15 protein-coding genes are annotated in these 18256 nt (G+C 36.4%); 14 read left to right on the forward strand and 1 reads right to left on the reverse strand.

Annotated features, from left to right (window positions below; translation table 11 throughout):
• Positions 1 to 139: 139 nt before the first annotated feature.
• From DFR56_RS01435 to DFR56_RS01450, 4 genes are all read left to right on the forward strand, one after another.
• Complete coding sequence (locus DFR56_RS01435) at positions 140 to 781, forward strand: amino acid ABC transporter permease (RefSeq protein WP_110393643.1); 642 nt, start codon at positions 140 to 142, stop codon at positions 779 to 781.
• On the forward strand, positions 781 to 1503 hold the full coding sequence (locus DFR56_RS01440; RefSeq protein ID WP_110393644.1) for an amino acid ABC transporter ATP-binding protein: 723 nt from the start codon (positions 781 to 783) through the stop codon (positions 1501 to 1503). Before DFR56_RS01435 ends, DFR56_RS01440 begins: the two co-directional genes overlap by 1 nt.
• A 408-nt stretch (positions 1504 to 1911) precedes the next feature.
• Entirely contained in the window at positions 1912 to 3264 is a 1353-nt protein-coding gene (locus tag DFR56_RS01445) for an MATE family efflux transporter (RefSeq protein ID WP_110393645.1), read from the forward strand.
• Positions 3265 to 3491: 227 nt separating this feature from the next.
• A complete protein-coding gene (locus DFR56_RS01450) occupies positions 3492 to 4865 on the forward strand; it encodes a serine hydrolase domain-containing protein (RefSeq protein ID WP_110393646.1) in 1374 nt (457 codons plus the stop codon).
• A gap of 60 nt (positions 4866 to 4925) precedes the next feature.
• On the opposite strand, the gene DFR56_RS01455 is transcribed toward DFR56_RS01450, so the two are convergent.
• Positions 4926 to 5948: a glycoside hydrolase family 3 N-terminal domain-containing protein gene (locus DFR56_RS01455; RefSeq protein WP_110393647.1), complete on the reverse strand. Its 1023-nt coding sequence runs from the start codon at positions 5946 to 5948 to the stop codon at positions 4926 to 4928.
• A gap of 695 nt (positions 5949 to 6643) precedes the next feature.
• On the opposite strand from DFR56_RS01455, the gene DFR56_RS01460 reads away from it, so the two are divergent.
• The 10 genes from DFR56_RS01460 to DFR56_RS01505 all read left to right on the forward strand — a co-directional run bounded on the left by DFR56_RS01460 (position 6644) and on the right by DFR56_RS01505 (position 18240).
• Complete coding sequence (locus tag DFR56_RS01460) at positions 6644 to 7945, forward strand: ABC transporter substrate-binding protein (protein WP_110393648.1); 1302 nt, start codon at positions 6644 to 6646, stop codon at positions 7943 to 7945.
• A gap of 29 nt (positions 7946 to 7974) precedes the next feature.
• Positions 7975 to 8706: a GntR family transcriptional regulator gene (locus DFR56_RS01465; RefSeq protein ID WP_110393649.1), complete on the forward strand. Its 732-nt coding sequence runs from the start codon at positions 7975 to 7977 to the stop codon at positions 8704 to 8706.
• A gap of 44 nt (positions 8707 to 8750) precedes the next feature.
• On the forward strand, positions 8751 to 9626 hold the full coding sequence (locus DFR56_RS01470) for an ROK family protein (protein ID WP_110393650.1): 876 nt from the start codon (positions 8751 to 8753) through the stop codon (positions 9624 to 9626).
• Between the two features lie 15 nt (positions 9627 to 9641).
• A complete protein-coding gene (gene nagA / locus DFR56_RS01475) occupies positions 9642 to 10814 on the forward strand; it encodes an N-acetylglucosamine-6-phosphate deacetylase (protein WP_110393651.1) in 1173 nt (390 codons plus the stop codon).
• A complete protein-coding gene (nagB, locus tag DFR56_RS01480) occupies positions 10811 to 11524 on the forward strand; it encodes a glucosamine-6-phosphate deaminase (RefSeq protein ID WP_110393652.1) in 714 nt (237 codons plus the stop codon). Before nagA ends, nagB (DFR56_RS01480) begins: the two co-directional genes overlap by 4 nt.
• Positions 11525 to 12166: 642 nt before the next feature.
• Positions 12167 to 12880, forward strand: a complete 714-nt coding sequence (gene nagB, locus DFR56_RS01485; protein ID WP_110393653.1) for a glucosamine-6-phosphate deaminase — start codon at positions 12167 to 12169, stop codon at positions 12878 to 12880.
• A gap of 143 nt (positions 12881 to 13023) precedes the next feature.
• Complete coding sequence (locus DFR56_RS01490) at positions 13024 to 14517, forward strand: amidase (protein WP_110393654.1); 1494 nt, start codon at positions 13024 to 13026, stop codon at positions 14515 to 14517.
• 304 nt (positions 14518 to 14821) lie between these two features.
• A complete protein-coding gene (locus DFR56_RS01495; protein ID WP_110393655.1) occupies positions 14822 to 15571 on the forward strand; it encodes an IclR family transcriptional regulator in 750 nt (249 codons plus the stop codon).
• 46 nt (positions 15572 to 15617) lie between these two features.
• Positions 15618 to 16907, forward strand: a complete 1290-nt coding sequence (locus tag DFR56_RS01500; RefSeq protein ID WP_244916393.1) for an aspartate aminotransferase family protein — start codon at positions 15618 to 15620, stop codon at positions 16905 to 16907.
• 43 nt (positions 16908 to 16950) lie between these two features.
• Positions 16951 to 18240: an ABC transporter substrate-binding protein gene (locus DFR56_RS01505; protein WP_158525455.1), complete on the forward strand. Its 1290-nt coding sequence runs from the start codon at positions 16951 to 16953 to the stop codon at positions 18238 to 18240.
• The last annotated feature ends 16 nt before the right edge of the window (positions 18241 to 18256 follow it).

The raw sequence follows: 18256 nt of genomic DNA on the forward strand, positions 1-18256 counted from the left end.
AATGATGGGAAAAGCGTGAACATATCACGCTTTTCTATATTTAAATGAAAATAATGTACATTATTTTCAATAGGGTATTTTTAGTTTGATAGTATAGTAGTAATTTTAGCTTATTTTTTTGGAAGAGGTGATATGTTGCATGGAACATATTATAAAAGTTTTACCTTATTTATTAGAGGGAATTAAGTATACTTTCTTAATCACTATTGTTGGTGTAGCATTGGGATTTGTTATCGGTGCTTTTGCGGGATTAGGTAGATTATCTAAAAGTAAAATAATTTATTGGCTCTGTACTACTTATGTAGAGATTATTCGTGGTACCCCAATTTTAGTGCAAATATTATTTATTTATTTTGGTTTATCGGACTTATTAGGGATTAATTTAGATAAAGTTACCGCATCGATTATTGCTATTGCGATTAATGCAGGGGCATATATTGCTGAAATTGTTCGAGGTGGAGTCCAGTCGATTGATAAAGGACAATTTGAAGCGGGAGATTCAATAGGACTTACAAAAAGGCAAACGATGTGGTATATTATTTGGCCACAAGCATTGAAAAGAATGATCCCACCACTTGGAAACCAGTTCATTATTAGTTTGAAGGATACGTCATTATTTTCAGCGATTGCCGTTGGTGAAGTGTTGTATCAAGGTAAAGCATATACTGCTGCTGCATTTACGTATTTTGAACCTTACTTAATGGTTGCAGTATTTTATTTAGCAATAACCATACCAGCAAGTATTATTTTACGTCGTGTGGAACGGAGGCTTGATGTGTAATGATTACAGTAGAAGATTTGCATAAATCGTTTGGAGACCACGAAGTATTAAAAGGTATTTCTAATACGATCAATGAGAAAGAAGTTGTTTGTGTAATCGGTCCTTCCGGTTCCGGGAAAAGTACTTTTTTACGATGTCTTAACTTATTGGAGGAAGTGACATCAGGAAGTATTACAATTGATGGAGTTGAAATAACCGATAGAAAGACAGATGTACCAAAAGTTCGAGCACAAGTCGGCATGGTATTCCAACATTTTAATTTATTTCCTCATAAAACGGTGTTAGAAAATATTACACTTGGACCTATTAAAGTGTTAAATCAATCAAAAGAGGAAGCGGAAAAAACAGCTCGAGAACTCCTCAAAAAAGTTGGGCTTGCTGATAAAGAGTCGGTTTACCCAGCAAGTTTATCAGGTGGTCAAAAACAACGAGTCGCCATTTCACGAGCACTAGCGATGAATCCGAAAGTAATGTTGTTTGATGAACCTACTTCCGCACTTGACCCAGAATTAGTTGGAGAAGTGTTGGCGGTAATGAAAGACTTGGCTAAATCAGGAATGACAATGGTTGTTGTTACCCATGAAATGGGCTTTGCTCGGGAAGTTGGTGATCGAGTTATTTTTATCGATCAAGGTGTCATTATGGAAGAAGGAGATCCACAAGAAATGTTTAACGATCCTAAAAGTGAAAGATTACAATCATTTTTAGGTCAAATTTTATAAATTATTAAGGAGGAGACGATTTACACATAATGGCCTCCACTAGACTGTCGTGAAACCCTCGACAGTCTTTTTTAATTGATCGCACTAATATTATGCTTTCTGCAGGCAATGTCTCAATTCCTTAAAAGCAAAAAGCAGCTTTTTGCGGGACTTTCGACTGTTGCTTTTCTCACAGATGTCTTCGTGTATTCTCCTACTAAAATCTCCATTTTTGTTGTTTTATTTCTCTCAATTTGTGTTCAAAAAGTTCCCACATCACGCTCATGTCTTTAAACTTCGCTTAGGTCGTATTTCAGCCGCTCGTATTAGGGCAATGTTATAATTTAACCCTTCAAAGTCTCGCTATATGCAAAATAGTACTTGGAGTGTTAAAATTTAAAGTAAAAGTAAATTGGAGGAACTGTGCAAATGGCCGTCGAAAATCATTTATATGATCAACCAGTAGTAAAAAGTTTTTTTCGGTATTTAATTCCGTCATTAATTGGGATGGGGCTCTTGTCTGTTAATATTATGATTGATGGGATATTTGTTGGGCATGGGGTTGGTTCTGTTGCACTGGCAAGTGTTAATATCGCAACTCCGATGTATTCGGTTATTTTATCGATCGGGCTTTTAATCGGTGTAGGCGGTGGTGCAATTTATTCCATGGCTTTAGGTAGCGGGGATAAGGAGCAGGCGCAGCATGTTTTTACGATTTCTATTGGTATTGTTACGGTTGTCACGATAATCGTTTCTGGTATTTGCTATTTATTTTTGGAGAATATCGCTCTGTTTTTTGGTGCGAACGAAGATACACTTGCCTATGTCATTGATTATATGAAAATTTTATTGATTTTCTCCTTATTTATGGTTTGGGAAACGACATTAAGTGTTTTTATTCGTAATGACGGAAACCCAAATCTTGCGATGATTGGATTAATTGTTACTTCTCTATTAAATATTGTGCTCAATTATTGGATGATTTTTATATTAGGGCTTGAAGTAAAAGGAGCAGCACTTGCGACAGTTTTATCCATCGTTATCGGATTACTCGTATTAAGCTCACATTTTTTTAAAAAATCTAGTCAGTTAAAATTCGTTACAGTGGAATTTAAATGGAAAGAAGTAAAGCAAATAAACGCAATCGGGTTTCCTAGCTTTTTATCCGAAGTTGGAGTGGGCGTATTTATCATAGGTTATAATATCGTCATTGGATATTACGCTGGCACAACTGGTTTAGCAGCATTTTCTGTTATCAATTATTTACACTTTTTTATGTTTTTAGTGTTTATTGGAGTAGGTTCTGCCATTCAACCGATGATCAGTTATTATTATGGAGCAAACCTATTTGATAGAATGAGAGAAACAGTTCAACTGGCAGAGAAAACGGCAATCATTCTCGGTACATTATTTTTTGTTGGTGGTTTTTGGGGTGCCTCTTATCTCGTTTCACTATTTGGCATAACATCTGAAGTAATTTCAGAACTTGCTATCAAAGGGATTCGCCTTTTCTTTATCAGTTATTTGTTTATGGGAATTAATTTTATTTATATTACTTACTTTCAGTCGATCGGTTCAGTAAAACCCGCATTATGGATCACTATTTTTCGTAACTTTATTATTTTTGCCATTTTATTACTTTCACTTCCGTTTTTCTTTGGATTGACTGGGGTTTGGTTAGTTCTACCTGTTACGGAAGCATTGATCGCTTGTCTGATTGTTATCTTTGCAAGAAAAGGCGTCATGCGTGCTCATACGCTTGAAGTGAATCATAATCTTTAGTGGTTGATGGCTCGAATTCCGCAACGGGGCGATGAAATTCCGCAATGGAGGAGAAATTTCCGCAGTGGAGCGAGAAAATCCCGCAATGACTCAAAAATTTCCGCAACTGAAACGGTAAAATGCTGTAATCATCGATTCTAATTTCACCATAGGTGCTCAAACTTCCGCAACGATTTCCAATTATGGGAGCTCTTAATTTCTGTAAAATAATAGGAGGGTGATGTAGTTTGAATAAAAATGTAGCTGAGTTAGATAAGAATTTAATAGAAATGTGTAAAAAAGCTAAAATTCCTGGCATGGCTCTCATTGCTGCTAAAAATGGTGAAGTAATATATGAAAATTATGTAGGATATAGAAATAAAGCAGCACAACTTCCTGTAACAGGGGATACGATTTTTGGAGTGGCGTCCTTAACAAAATCATTTACTGCACTTGCGATCATGATCTTAGAAGAAGAAGGGAAATTATCTGTTCAAGATAATGTTATCAAATGGTTACCTCAATTAACGTTCATTCAACCAAAAACGACGATCCATCATTTGCTTACCCATACAGCAGGATATCCTGGCATGGCTTCCTTTCATTTAGCTCGGCTAGAAAGTCTCACTCGTGATCCGGATGGAAGATATTTATTTGGCAAAATTCCCACAACTAATGGAGCAGTGAAAGGTGTTCCTGATATGATGGAAAAAATGAATGAATTTGACGAAGATTTTATCGGTGCACCCGGCGAACTTTTCAATTACTCGAATGAATGTTATGCACTTTTACAAGAAATTGTCGAGCGTGCTAGTGGGGAATCTTTTGAAGAGTTGATGAAGAGAATGATTTTTGAACCGCTAGAAATGGATCGCTCCATTTTTAAAGTAGCAGATTTACGAACTTTTTCAGATGTTACACAATTATATGCGTTTACAAAGGATAAAAAAAAGGATGCGTATCATTCTCCAACTTGGTGGGAGAGTGGGAATATTTATGGGGCAGGAGCATTGAAGACTTCTGCAAAAGATATGATGAAATATTTAGAAGTTTTTCGAAATGACGGAAATGTCAATGGAAAACAAATTGTTTCGAAAAAAGGAATCGACAAGATGCTCACAGCTTATTGCACTACACCGAATGAGAATCAATATGGATACGGTATGATGATTGGGAAATACAAAGGTGTCGACGTCGTTGGTCATGGTGGTGGGGTAAAAGGGGTTTCCTCTTACATGCTACTTGCTAAAAAAGAAGGCATTACGATTACGGTATTAACCAATATTGCAGAAGTTGCTGCTGAAAACTTAGCACTTACAGTTTTTCGGTATATACTCGATCTTGAAGAACCAAAATTAGGTCAATCTGCTTATCAACTTTCAACAGAGGAACTAACTAAATATAGTGGAATTTATCAATCTCATGAGGGTCAAAAAATAGAAGTAAGGGAAAAAGAGAATGGGTTAGTTTTACACATTCAGCATAACACAGTTACCGTTGCACCTTATCAAGAAAATCTATTCCAACTCCCTGATGGAAAAAAGGTCGCTTTTTTAACAGATGGACAAGGGAACATAACAGGTATTTTTAGAGGTATGCGTTATTTACAGAAATGTACATAGAGATGAAAATGAAAACTTCCTTTGATCGAAACAGATGCCAAAGGAAGTTTTCATGTTAAATTATGAATGATTGGCTGCTAAATGCGTCAATTTTTCAGATAATGCAAGAGAACGTTTTTGCATAAAATTTTCCTCGTTATAAGGTTCAATCAAACCGATGTTTCGTTCTGTTTTTAGTTTTACGATCCGTTCAACCGATCTGTCTATTTGTTCCTCGCTTATTTTACCAGATTGTACTGCTTGGATGACTGTATCTATTGTTTTTATTTGATTTTCGTACGTATCATTCAGCAATACGATGTCGACACCTGCTTGAAATGAAACAATGACAGCTTCTTTACTTTGAATCTCTGAATGGTCAGCAATAATAATCCCATTAGAAGAAACACTCTCCCTAAGAAATTCGGTAATGACTGTAGGTGAGCAAGGTGCTGGGGAACTTTGCTTAAAATCCGTAATAAATTGATTTGAAATAACGATTGTGTCTAGTAATTGTTGCAACTTATCAATATTTGGTTGTAAAGCAGTCCGATTCCATAAATCATGGGTAAAAATTTCTTTGATATAATGATCGAGTTTGACGGTCGGAATCAAATTCGCTTGTGCAAAACCTTGAAGAGCAGCGATGCCATGTTTAGAGACAAGATCAATTTCTCCTCCGAAAGAAGTTTCACTTTCCTCATTTATGTCAAATGTAGGTGAAAAATTCATATTTATCCCGATTGCACGTAATTCTTCACCAACGATTTCAGCAATTTGTTTCGTATACAAGCGGTTATTTATGTTACCGAGCTGTTTTTGGCTAGGGCTGATCGTTACCTTTTCTATTAAACTGTTTTGTTCGCCACCTTTTTGTTGGGCTACTAAAAATAACGGTATATTTTTGTTTATGTACCGTTGTAGATTCGTCGCAAGCTTATGTATTTGACGTGGATTTTTATCATTTCTATTAAAAAAATGAATACCACCAATATGATACGTCGTAATTAAATTGATTGCTTCTCCATTTATCCGTTTTCCGTTAAAGCCGGCGATAAATAGTTGACCGACTTTTTCTTCGATTGACATTGATTGAATATCCATAAATGAGGCCCACCCCTTATAAAAAATAAACTAATAAAAAGTTGTCTAGACAATTTTGGGACTTTCTTCTATACTAATTGTATAGACAATGAATCTTACTTGATATAATATCGCATTACATACATATTATCAATATGAAAAAAGATGGTATAAAAGGTTGTTCAAAAAGTCTAGTAAAAATGGTGCTCGCATTTCTTTGGCCGATAAGAAAGTATAAACACTTTCTTCCAAATCACTAGCTAAAAGCGCCGTTTTGGGACTGCGCTTACTCGTCCAATCGAATCCCTTTGCTATTTCGTTCGTCCCATCGAAAACATTTGTCGCGGGCGCCAGTACTAACACGTTCTGTGCGTCGTAAGTGCAACATCACCTCGATCATTGCAAAACGGCTTGCTAATCGGTGTGTGGGTTCTTTAACGTATGCCAAGTTTTCTAATAAGCTGGCATTTTCGTTCCTTACGTTTTAAAATACTTACGCCCCGTTGCTAAAGAGCTACACCGTCTTGAACTGCGACGTACCATGTTTTTATTGCAGCCGAGTAATTGTAGATGTAGGAAGTGCTAGTGTTGGCTTTGCTAGCAATGTTGATTGTGCCGAATAATTGCGAGTATAGGAGACGCCAGCGATCTTAACCGAGCTTGAGCCTTTTTATCTACCTTTTTGAAGACGCACTATTAAGAAGGGGGTATGACAATTGAGAAAATACATAGTAAAGATTAGTAGCATTTTCATTAGTCTGATCGTTATAACAGCATGTACAAACATAGAATATGAAACAGATAGTAAAGAAAAAATAGAAGACGAAAATGATCATTCAATAGAAACGGTCGACATAAATGTTTTCACTATGTTTACTGAAGCAGATCCAGTAGCTTCGATATTACAGGATATTTTTAACCAAGTGGAAGAAGAGCGTTCCGGTTTCTCGATTAAAAGTGAAGCTATGATGCCTGGAGAAGGAAAATATCAAAAAAAAGTGTATGACCTATTTTCTTCGGATCAAGCACCAGACATCACTTATTTCTATACAGGAGAACTTGCGGAAAAACTTATTACGGAAACGAAAGTTATTCCAATGGAGCCACTTCTGAAAGAGGATGAAGCTTGGTCAAACGATTTTATTCCAGCTGTCTTGGATCAAGTGAAAGCAGATGATGACCATATTTATGCCATACCTACAACTGGCTTTTATGAAGGATTATTTGTCAATACAGCTTTATTTGAACAGTATGGGCTGGATCTGCCTACAGATTGGGAAAAATATGAAACAGCAATGAAAACATTGAAAGAAAATGGGATCATCCCTTTAGCGAATTCGATTAATGAGTCCTATTATTTGATTGAACATTATATTCTTGCAGCAGGAGGGCAAGAAGGACATCAAGCAACCTTACATCATGGAATCCATGATTCTTGGATAGAAGGTCTTCATTTAATAAAGGAACATTATGACATGGGAGCTTTTCCCGAGAACACGATAACAATAGATGATCTAGAAGCCCAACAATTATTTACAGAAGAAAAGGCCGCCATGATGCTAAATGGATCTTGGGTTTTACCAGATATACCAGATGAGATAGAAGAATCGATACAAATCATGCCAATGCCTATCCCGCCAGAGGGGAAGGGAACATATGGAGATATTATTGGTGGTTTTACATCCGGATTTTATCTTAGTAAGGCAAGCTTTGAGGACGAACTAAAAAGAGAACCAATTGTTCAATTGTTAAAAGAGCTTACTTCTACAAAAACGATCCAACAAATAGCAGAAGCCAATGGCGGAACACCTGCCATTAATAAGAAGCTTACAAATGATTCACCTGCTACGGATTCAGGTCATGAACTCGTTATTCAAGCAACATCTTTAAATGTACCGCTTGATTCAACAATATCACCTGAAGCATTTACGTATATTCGTAAAAATATGACCAAAATTGTATTAGGTGAACTAACAGCTGAACAAGTTTTGCAAGGTGCAGAAGAGCTTGATGAGTAAACATTATCCATTAGGAAGGGTGTTAAGTTTTGAGAAAAGTAGTGAAAAATAGCCCGATTCCTATTTATGCCCAGTTGCAAGATATCATTACAGAAATGATTGAAAATGACGAACTACAACCACATGATCCGATACCGACAGAACACGAGTTTTGTCAAATTCAACAAATTAGCCGGATGACAGTTCGTACAGCAATTATGACGTTAGTCAATGAAGGGATTCTATATCGAGAACAAGGGAAAGGCACATTTGTTGCCGATAAAAAACCGAAATATCAACTGTCTGGATTAAAAGGGTTAACAGAAGGGATGGAAGAATTAGGATATTGTGTGGAGACGAAAATACTATCGTTTCAACTTGTTCCTTGTTCAAAAGTAGAATCATCCATCATCGGGTTAGCTGATGGACAAAAGGCGATAGAAGTAAAACGACTACGAATCGTCGACGGGGAGCCGTACGCTATTGAAACAGTATTATTACATCCAGCACAATGTCCGAATTTAACCCGTAACTTGATTGAGAATACATCTTTATACGATGTGTTGCGTCATCAATATGGGCTCATTCCTCATTATTCTAAACAAATAGTGGAACCAGTTCGATTAAATACATTTGAAAAAAATACGTTCCACTTAGCGAACGACTCATTAGGGCTTTTATTTAAACGAACGACTTATACAAAAGAAGACAAAGTAATCGAGTTTACAAAATCAGTCTACCGGATTGATAAACATAAATTTGAAATGGTATTGAAAATGTAAACGAAATGATGAATGGGTAAATAATGCAGGAAAAGGAGAAAGAAATGAGAATAGCAGGAGTAGATATTGGTGGAACTTCGATTAAACTAGGAATTTTTAATCAAGAAGGTACGACGCTTGAATTTATTGAATACGATACAAATAGTGAACAAGGCGGTCGTTCTATCATTCAACACATCATTGAAAAAATCGAACAATTCGGAGCGGTTGATGCAATTGGGGTAAGTACGGCTGGACAAGTTGATAATAAACGAGGCATTATTGTGCAAGGATCAGCTAATATTCCCGATACAAGTGGCCTTCAAGTAAAAGCAATGTTGGAGGATCATTTTACTATTCCAGTAGCAGTAGAAAATGATGTAAACGCGGCAGCATTAGGGGAAAATCATTTTGGTGTTGGTAAAAACCTAGAAAACTTTCTTTTTCTTACATATGGAACTGGTATTGGTGGAGCCATTGTGACAGATTCAGAGATTTTTTACGGAAAAAGTGGATTTGCGGGTGAATTCGGTCATATGATTACCCATGGATCAGGTAGACAATGTGGCTGTGGCTTGCTCGGTTGTTATGAAACATATGCATCAACAACAGCATTAGTACGAGAAGCAAAGAAAATAAATCCGGCTTATCTCAATGGGAAAATAATCTTTGAAAAATATCATGATGGGGATGAAGAGATTAAGACAGTAGTTCATCATTGGGTGGACGAAATTGTCATTGGCTTATCTTCATTAATTCATATTTTTAATCCGCCGACCATTGTCATTGGCGGTGGGATTATGGAACAAGAAATAATCGTGCAAATGATCTCTAAACAAGTGAAAAAAAATGTGCTCGGAAGTTTCAGCGATGTAGATATTATGAAAGCGACACTAGGAAATAAAGCAGGAATGCTAGGAGCATTATCACTTCATCTGTAAAAGGAGGCAATATGTATGTCTAATCAAATGATCATTCAATTTGCAACTATTTACACCGAAAATGACGTTTTGGAAGATGGCCATCTTTTCATAAAAGACGGTAAGATTGCAACTATCTCTAAAGATCCTATCCAAGTAGACGAGAGTGAAGAGATTCAACTCATTGATGGAAAAGGACTTTCGGTCATTCCAGGTTTTATTGATAGCCATATTCACGGAGCTCAAGGTGCCGATATGATGGACGCAACAGAAAATGCGTTAGATACGATTGCAAGTGCATTACCAAAAGAAGGAACGACAAGCTTTTTAGCAACGACGATTACCCAATCAACAGAAAACATTGAAAAAGCATTACATAATGTAGCCATCTATGAAAATAAACATGCTGCCGCGGAATTGATCGGAGTTCATTTGGAAGGACCGTTTATTAACAAAGAAAAAAAGGGAGCTCAACCAGAAAGATTTATTATGAATGCCGATTTAGACTTGTTTCAAAGGTGGCAAAACATCGCCGCTGGTAAAATTAAGACCGTTACAGTAGCTCCAGAATGTGATGACGACGGGTTAATTTCGTATTTAGCTGAAAATGGATACAATGTTTCAGCTGGACATTCCAGTGCGAATTTTGCCCAAATAAAAGAGGCAGCAGAAAAAGGGGTTCATCAATTAACCCATTTATGTAATGCGATGACAGGTCTGCATCATCGCGATATTGGAGCAGTTGGTGCTGCCTTTATCATTCCCTCGCTTTTGGCAGAAGTAATCGCTGATGAAATCCATCTTTCGCCTGAAATGTTGCAATTAGTGTATAAAAATATTGGTAGTGAACGATTGATTTTAATTACGGATTCTATGAGAGCAAAAGCGTTAGGCGAGGGGAACTTTGAGCTCGGTGGACAAAAGGTTGAAGTGAAAAATAACAAGGCAACATTACAAGAGGGAACACTTGCAGGTAGTATTTTGAAAATGGATGATGCAGTTCAAAATATGTTGAAAATAGAAGGTGTTTCCATTAGGGATATTATTCAAATGGCATCTGTAAATCCTGCTAAACAAATTCATTTATTCGATCAAAAAGGAAGTATAAAAGAAGGGAAAGATGCGGATATCTTACTTGTTAATGATGAGCTAAACATTAAGTATACCATTTGTAGAGGAATGGTAGCTTATGAGGAGGGAATTGAATGAATATTATTAAAGTAAACAATAATATCGAACTTAGTGAAAAAGCGGCACAGTTTGTTCTGAATACCATATCGAGTAAAGAAAGACCCATTTTAGGGCTTGCTACTGGTTCAACTCCAGAAAAACTGTATGAACTATTAATTGATAAAAATCGTGCTGGAGAAGTTTCTTTTTCTAAAGTCACGACGTTTAATTTAGATGAATATGCAGGGTTGTCTGGAGAAGATCCGCAAAGTTATCGTTACTTTATGAATAAACATCTATTTGACCATATTGATATAAAAAAAGAAAAGACATTTATCCCGAATGGTTTGGCACTGGATATTGAAGAGGAATGTAAATCGTATGAACAGTTGATCGAGCAATCAGGGAGTATCGACTTGCAGCTTCTAGGGTTAGGCTTAAACGGGCATATCGGGTTTAACGAACCAGGCACTCCGTTTGATAAACGCACTCATGTTGTAGCTCTTGATGCAGTTACTCGAGAAGCGAATGCGCGGTTTTTCTCCCATCTTGATGAAGTTCCAACACAAGCATTAACGATGGGAATTGGCACAATTATGGAGGCAAAACAAATATTACTCCTCGTTATAGGGGAGAAAAAAGCTGACATATTAAAACAAGTTGTTCATGGAGACGTTTCCGAAAATGTCCCAGCATCCATTTTACAGCGTCATCCAAATGTTACGATCATCACTGATATCGATGTGTAATGACTGTGGGTTCGTTTAATTATATGGCTTTCGGAAAGATTCGTATGTAGACAGTTTGAGATTAAAGGCTTTTACTCAAGTAGCCGACTAACAATCGCCCCCTGTTCAGCTAAAGCAAGCTACACTACAGGGGAGTGCGATTGATTTCTCGATCCACATGAGAACTTTTAACCCTTCGTATTTGTCCCTAATTGAACAAGCTATCTTCATTGTACCGTTAAAATGCCTATTTCTCCGTTTTACGGTAACGAATTGCTTCTAATCGTACCCACAAAAAGCCATTTTCTTGTTTACGGTAATGAATCTCCTCGAATCGAGTCCTAAAAAGCTTTTTTTTCGTTTTACGGGTAACGAATAACATCGGAATCTATTCGCAACATACTTCACACATTGCTCAATCCGCCGCACTGGGACGTTTCGTGCGATTTCTTTGATTACTAGACAATCTTTATTTTGTTTTATTTTGGCTTGCTGTAGGTTAGCCTAGAATATAATTTTAATGATAAAAATCGTAATAATATGTTAAAATAAAAAGGTTAAAAAAGTGCTTAGCAAGTTGAAACAAGGGTGTATTTCACATAGCTGTTTTCCATCAGTAAAATAGCAAATTTGCTAAGAATGAACTTACGAGGAGTGAAACAGATGAAAATTGTGAAGGTCAATAACAAGGAAGAATTAAGTGAGAAAGCGACAGAACTTTTTGTTCATGCTTTAAACCGATTAGAAAAGCCAGTAATCGGTCTTGCCACAGGTTCAACTCCAGAAGGAATGTATGATAAATTAACAGAAAAATATCAAGCTGGTGATATCACGTTTAAAAATGCGATCACGTTTAATTTAGATGAGTATGCTAGTCTTGCAGCAGATAACCCAAACAGCTATCGATATTATATGGATGAAAAATTATTTAATCATGTTGATATACAAAAAGAAAACACTCACCTCCCAAATGGATTAGCAGGTGACTTACAACAGGAATGTACAACATATGATGAGCGTATTATAGAAGCAGGAAGTTTGGATTTTCTAGTATTAGGTATTGGTTTAAATGGTCATATTGGATTTAATGAGCCTGGAACGGCATTTGATTCACGAACACACGTTGTTGAATTAACGGAATCAACGAGAGAAGTAAATTCCCGTTTTTTCGATTCGCTTGATGAAGTCCCAACAGAAGCTCTTACAATGGGCTTAGGTACGATCATGGAAGCGAAAGAAATTATGCTATTAGTGCAAGGGGTTAAAAAAGCTGAAATTCTTAAAAAGGTTGTACATGGTGAAGTAGCAGAAGAGGTTCCTGCATCGATTTTACAACGACATCCGAACACTACAATCATTACAGATATTGAGTTGTAAATGAACAGTGGCACAGCACATTTTAGTGTTGTGCTTTTTACATGCTTATTAAAACGTAATGAGTGGATAAAAAAGCCTATTTCGTTTCATAGTAGATTATTGGTATGATAATAGTAATATTACTATATTCGAGGTGTAAAACGATGAACTTATCCGATTATATTGCACTTGATGGAACTGATTTAGCTAAACTAGTAGAAAAGAAAGAAGTAACAAAGGAAGAATTAATAAATGCTAGTTTTGCCCAATTAGACAAAGTAAATGGGGAGTTAAATGCAGTAACATCTACTAGAAAGGAAAAAGTGTTAGCAGAATCGAAAATTGACAGAAATCAAGCTCCTTTTGATGGTGTTCCGATTTTTCTAAAAGATATTTCCCAGTCGATACAGGGAGAAATTAATACGGGCGGTGCACGTTTGCTACAAAAAGCAATGGCACCAAACACGTCTCATTTTGTCCGCAAATTGCTTGACGCCGGTTGTTTAAGTTTAGGTTATTCAACGACACCTGAATTTGCCCTAAAAAATATTACCGAAGCTAAAATACATGGACCTACACGTAATCCTTGGAATAAAAATCATTCACCAGGCGGATCAAGTGGTGGTGCAGCAGCCTTGGTAGCATCAGGAGTCGTGCCAATTGCGGGTGCTAGTGATGGTGGTGGGTCCATTCGTATTCCCGCTTCTTTTTCTGGACTATTCGGCTTAAAACCGACGAGAGGTCGAACCCCTGTAGGGCCTGGTGTTGGTCGACAATGGCAAGGAGCAGCGATTGATTTCGTATTAACGAAATCTGTTCGAGATAGTGCTCGGATGTTAAATGTATTACAAGTAGTTCAGCAAGAAGCAGCATTTCACACATCTCTTTTTGAAGGACAATATGAGGAAGTAATGAAACAGGGTTTCGATAAACCGTTAAAAATTGGCTTTACAACCAAATCACCAGTAAACACACCTGTTTCGGATGATGCAAAAGAAGCGGTAAAAAAGACAGTCACATGGTTAGAGGAACAAGGACATTTCATAGAAGAAGCGGACAATGAGGTAGACGGCATCCAATTAATGCGTGATTACTTTTTAATGAATAGTGGAGAAATTTCTGCCCTTATGATGCAATTAGAAGGAATGATGAAAGAAAAAGTAACGGCAAATGATGTAGAAATTGAAACATGGCTTTTACATGTTGCGGGTAAAAACGTCTCAGCTGCAGAATTTTCATTAAGCCTCGCCTCTTGGGATGTAGCAGCAGCAAAAATGGCAGCATTTCACGATACATATGATCTTTATATTACACCTGCAACAGCGTTTACAGCACCGAAAATTGGTGAGTTGACACATCATTCAAAAAAAGAAACCGAGCTACGTCATCAAATGGAATGGTCAGATCCACAAGAGCAACAAGACCTTATATATAAAATGTTTTTACCTAGTTTAACGTATACACCGTTTACGCAACTTGCTAACTTAACGGGACAGCCAGCAATGAGTATGCCGGTACATGTATCAGAAGAAGGCTTGCCAATAGGGGTGCAAGTAATGGCTCCAAAAGGAGAAGAGCATCAATTATTAAAGCTCGCTTTTCAACTAGAACAGACAAGTTTATGGAATGGACTGAAAGGAAACCCGTATTTTATCTAATCAATTTAAAGAATTTATTTTATTAACTAAAATCTTGATGATCATCTAATAAAATCCTCAAGACTCAAAAGAAATTTTGAAGTCTTGGGGATTTTATTTTTTCTATAACTATTGATTGTTTACCTTACACATTTTGAGAAAAGGAATGAATTATTTAAGGTGTAAAAATAGTGAATTTATTTTAATTTACTTAAATAACTGAAAATTACCTCTTGACAAAACATTGATTGCAATACTATACTTGTTTAAAATAATAAACTCAGTTTAGTTAGTCGAACTCGAGTGTATATAAAGGAGGGATACTTTGGGGAAATATAATGTGCCTGCATTGGAAAAGGCAATAAGCATATTAGAATTAATAAGTAATTCAAATGAAAAGTTCACCTTAACAGAAATATGTGAAAACCTCGAACTTCCAAAAGCAACTGTTTTTACAACGATGAGTACCTTGGAATATTATCATATGGTACAAAAAGATGGAACAGGAAAATTCCAAATAGGTCCTAAAATGTTTCAGCTTGGAATGGCTTATGCTTCGAACAACAGCATTGTGGACTTGTCATTACCTTTTATGAAAAAATTAATGGAAGAAACAGGTTTTACAGTACATTTAGGTATTCTACATGAGAATCAAATAATGTATATAGCAAAAGAAGAGTCAGATAACTTTATTAAGTTTTCTACTTATCCTGGATTAAAAACGGAACTACACTTATCTGGGCTTGGGAAAGCTATTTCAGCATATTTAAGCGAGGAAGAATTAGATCAAATTATTGACAAAATTGGTTTAAGGAAGGCTACGCCCAATACAATTACTTCTGCAAATAAATTTAAAAAATCTTTAGAAGTTGTTCGGAAAAATGGTTATGCCATTGAGGACGAGGAAGGTGAAATAGGAGTTAGATGTATCGCAGCTCCAATTCTAAATGCGCGATATTTTACACCAACTGCGATTAGTATTACCGCACATTCTTCAGCACTATCTAAAGAACGATATGCAGAGATAGGGCAATTTGTTCGGGAAACGGCACAGGAAATAGCAAGGAATATTTAATCATACTCAACTGTTCGTCATTTTGCAAATATTGGGAGGCATAAAATTGTTAAACGAAAGAAGCATGGAATTGTATAAAGAGGCAAATCAATATTCTCCGGGTGGGGTTCATACATCAATTCGAAATGTAGAGCCACATCTCGTTTTTACGAAGGCGGAAGGGGCTTATATTTATGATGCTGATGGAAATAAGTATCTTGATTTTCAAGCAGCATTTGGCCCTTATATTCTTGGACATAATTATAAAAAAGTTAATGATCGGGTAATCGACGCTTTGAATCGAACGGACCTCTATGGAGTTGGTTCAACCGATTTAGAAATCGAATGTGCCAAAAAAATTACAAAACATGTACCATCTGCTGAACAAGTATTGTTTTGTAATTCAGGTTCTGAGGCGACATACCACGCAATACGTTTATCGAGGGCGGTAACTGAACGCACTAAATTGATTAAGTTTCAAGGTTGTTATCACGGGTGGCACGATTATGTAGCTCGCAATATGTTAAGTGAACCTCATATGATTGGCAAACGAGATCCGGGTTCTGCAGGGATGATGGATGAAGCAATAGACAACACATTAATTTGTACTTTTAATGATTTGGAGGATGTAGAACGAACCTTCAATGATAATAAAGGAGAAATTGCTGCATTAATTGTGGAACCTATCCCTCATAATATCGGCTGTATTATGCCGGAAGAAGGCTTTTTAAAAGGATTACGTGACTTGTGTGACCAAAATGGTACGATGCTTATTTTTGATGAAGTTATCACTGGATTCCGTCATAATATTGGCGGATACCAAAATGTATGCGCTGTCACCCCGGATTTAACAACGATGGGTAAAGCGATGGCGAATGGGTTTCCAATGGCCGCAGTAGCAGGTAAAAAAGAATACATGCAACGATATAATACATACCCTGGAGGAGATGTTTGGTTTGCAGGTACTTATAACGGTCACGCTATTGGAACTGCAGCCACAATAGCGACAATGGAAATAATGGAGACGGAACCAGTCCATAAACATATTTTTGAACTAGGTGAAAGAATGCGACAAGGAATTCGAGAAATCCATGACCGATTGGGAATTGACGCTTATGTTGCAGGTTTTGGATCTGTATGGACAACTTACTTTATGAGTTTTGAACCGAAAAATTATACTGATCTAATGCAAAACGATGCTGATTTGTATATAAAATATCGTAAAAAATTACTTGAACGCGGGTTCTTTAAAATGCCGATGAATATTAAACGTAATCATATTAGCTATAGTCATACGAAAGAAGATATTGAAAATGCCCTACAAGCAATTGAAGACGTATTAAAAGAAATAATTTAATAATTATGTAAAAACAAATTTTTATTTGATGGGGAGGGTTTTCATGAAGAAAAGCGTTATATGGTTAGGGTTGTTGTTGTTCGTATTAGGGAGCTTAGTAGCTTGTGGAAAGGATAATGATTCGGCATCATCTTCTTCAGGTGATGGAGGTTCAAGTAGTGAACCAGTGACAATTAGTGCTTTTATCGCTGAAGATTTATTTAAATCGGCTGATATTATGCAAGGCTTTATTGACCGATTTGAAATGGATAACCCAGATATTAAAGTAAAATTGGAAACGGTTCCACATGGAGAAATATATGAAAGATTACGAGTAATGGTTTCAACAGATGAAATGCCTGATATTTATCAAATTAATGTTGGCCATTCAATTAGTTATTTAGTTGAAGACGCAGGTTATCTTTATGATTTAAATGAGTTAAACTCAGCAAGTAACTTTTCAAATGCAATACAAGAGGGAACACAACTAAACGGAAAACATGCGGCCTTTTCTATGGGGGTCGGAGTGCTAGGTTTTCACTATAACGCTGATATGTTAAAAGAAGCGGGCTTTGAAGAACCGCCAAAAACGTGGGACGAATTATTAGATTTAGGAGAAAAATTAAAAGCAGATAATAAAAGTTTGTTAGCTTATTCAGGAAAGTGGACAACAGGATTAATCAACGTTTTTCACTGGACATTTGGTAACTATGCTTTAAAAAACCAAGAATTTAAAGAAGCGTATCTTTCCAATTCAATTGATTGGTCAAAACCTGAATATAGAGAAATACTAATGGATGGTTTTAAAAAGTTTAACGAATTAAATGAGTATGTGTACACCGGAAGCTTTACTTCTGAATATGGTGATGCTCAACAGGCATTTGTTAATGAAGAAAGTGCAATGGTCATGGGTGGATCTTGGGATATTGGTCAAATTAGAGATTTAAATCCAAGTTTCGAGCATTCCTTTATGAATCTTCCATATGATGCTGAAACGGACAATAGTTATATTTATACTGCTGAAGATGGACTAGCAATTAATTCAAAATCGGAAAACCTTGAGGCAGCTAAAACATTTTTGGATTGGTTATTTTCTAAAGAAATTTATGAAGATATTACTAAAACGCTTGCAAATACGTCTGCCATGGAAGGTGTTGGAGAGTTAGATCCGGTCTACGTAGATATTCCACAATGGTTAGAGACTGATAGAGTAATTTCATTTGCAAATACAGGACCAATTGAAGAAGCGGTTATTACTAAATTAGGAGAAACAGCACAAAAAGTTACCTTTGATGGAGATATTGAAAAAGCAGCAGACGAATTTATTAATGAATATAACTCCTTTAAAGAGTAATATGTAAACTGTAAAC

This window comes from Pseudogracilibacillus auburnensis (genome assembly GCF_003201975.1).
Classification (GTDB): Bacteria; Bacillota; Bacilli; order Bacillales; family Amphibacillaceae; genus Pseudogracilibacillus; species Pseudogracilibacillus auburnensis.

Bases quoted from the DNA above. Each gene is read 5' to 3' on its own strand.
- DFR56_RS01435 (WP_110393643.1), top strand. From the start codon at position 140: ATGGAACATATTATAAAAGTTTTACCTTATTTATTAGAGGGAATTAAG.
- DFR56_RS01440 (WP_110393644.1), top strand. From the start codon at position 781: ATGATTACAGTAGAAGATTTGCATAAATCGTTTGGAGACCACGAAGTA.
- DFR56_RS01445 (WP_110393645.1), top strand. From the start codon at position 1,912: ATGGCCGTCGAAAATCATTTATATGATCAACCAGTAGTAAAAAGTTTT.
- DFR56_RS01455 (WP_110393647.1), bottom strand. From the start codon at position 5,948: ATGGATATTCAATCAATGTCAATCGAAGAAAAAGTCGGTCAACTATTT.
- DFR56_RS01470 (WP_110393650.1), top strand. From the start codon at position 8,751: ATGAGAATAGCAGGAGTAGATATTGGTGGAACTTCGATTAAACTAGGA.
- nagA (WP_110393651.1), top strand. From the start codon at position 9,642: ATGTCTAATCAAATGATCATTCAATTTGCAACTATTTACACCGAAAAT.
- nagB (WP_110393652.1), top strand. From the start codon at position 10,811: ATGAATATTATTAAAGTAAACAATAATATCGAACTTAGTGAAAAAGCG.
- nagB (WP_110393653.1), top strand. From the start codon at position 12,167: ATGAAAATTGTGAAGGTCAATAACAAGGAAGAATTAAGTGAGAAAGCG.
- DFR56_RS01490 (WP_110393654.1), top strand. From the start codon at position 13,024: ATGAACTTATCCGATTATATTGCACTTGATGGAACTGATTTAGCTAAA.
- DFR56_RS01505 (WP_158525455.1), top strand. From the start codon at position 16,951: ATGAAGAAAAGCGTTATATGGTTAGGGTTGTTGTTGTTCGTATTAGGG.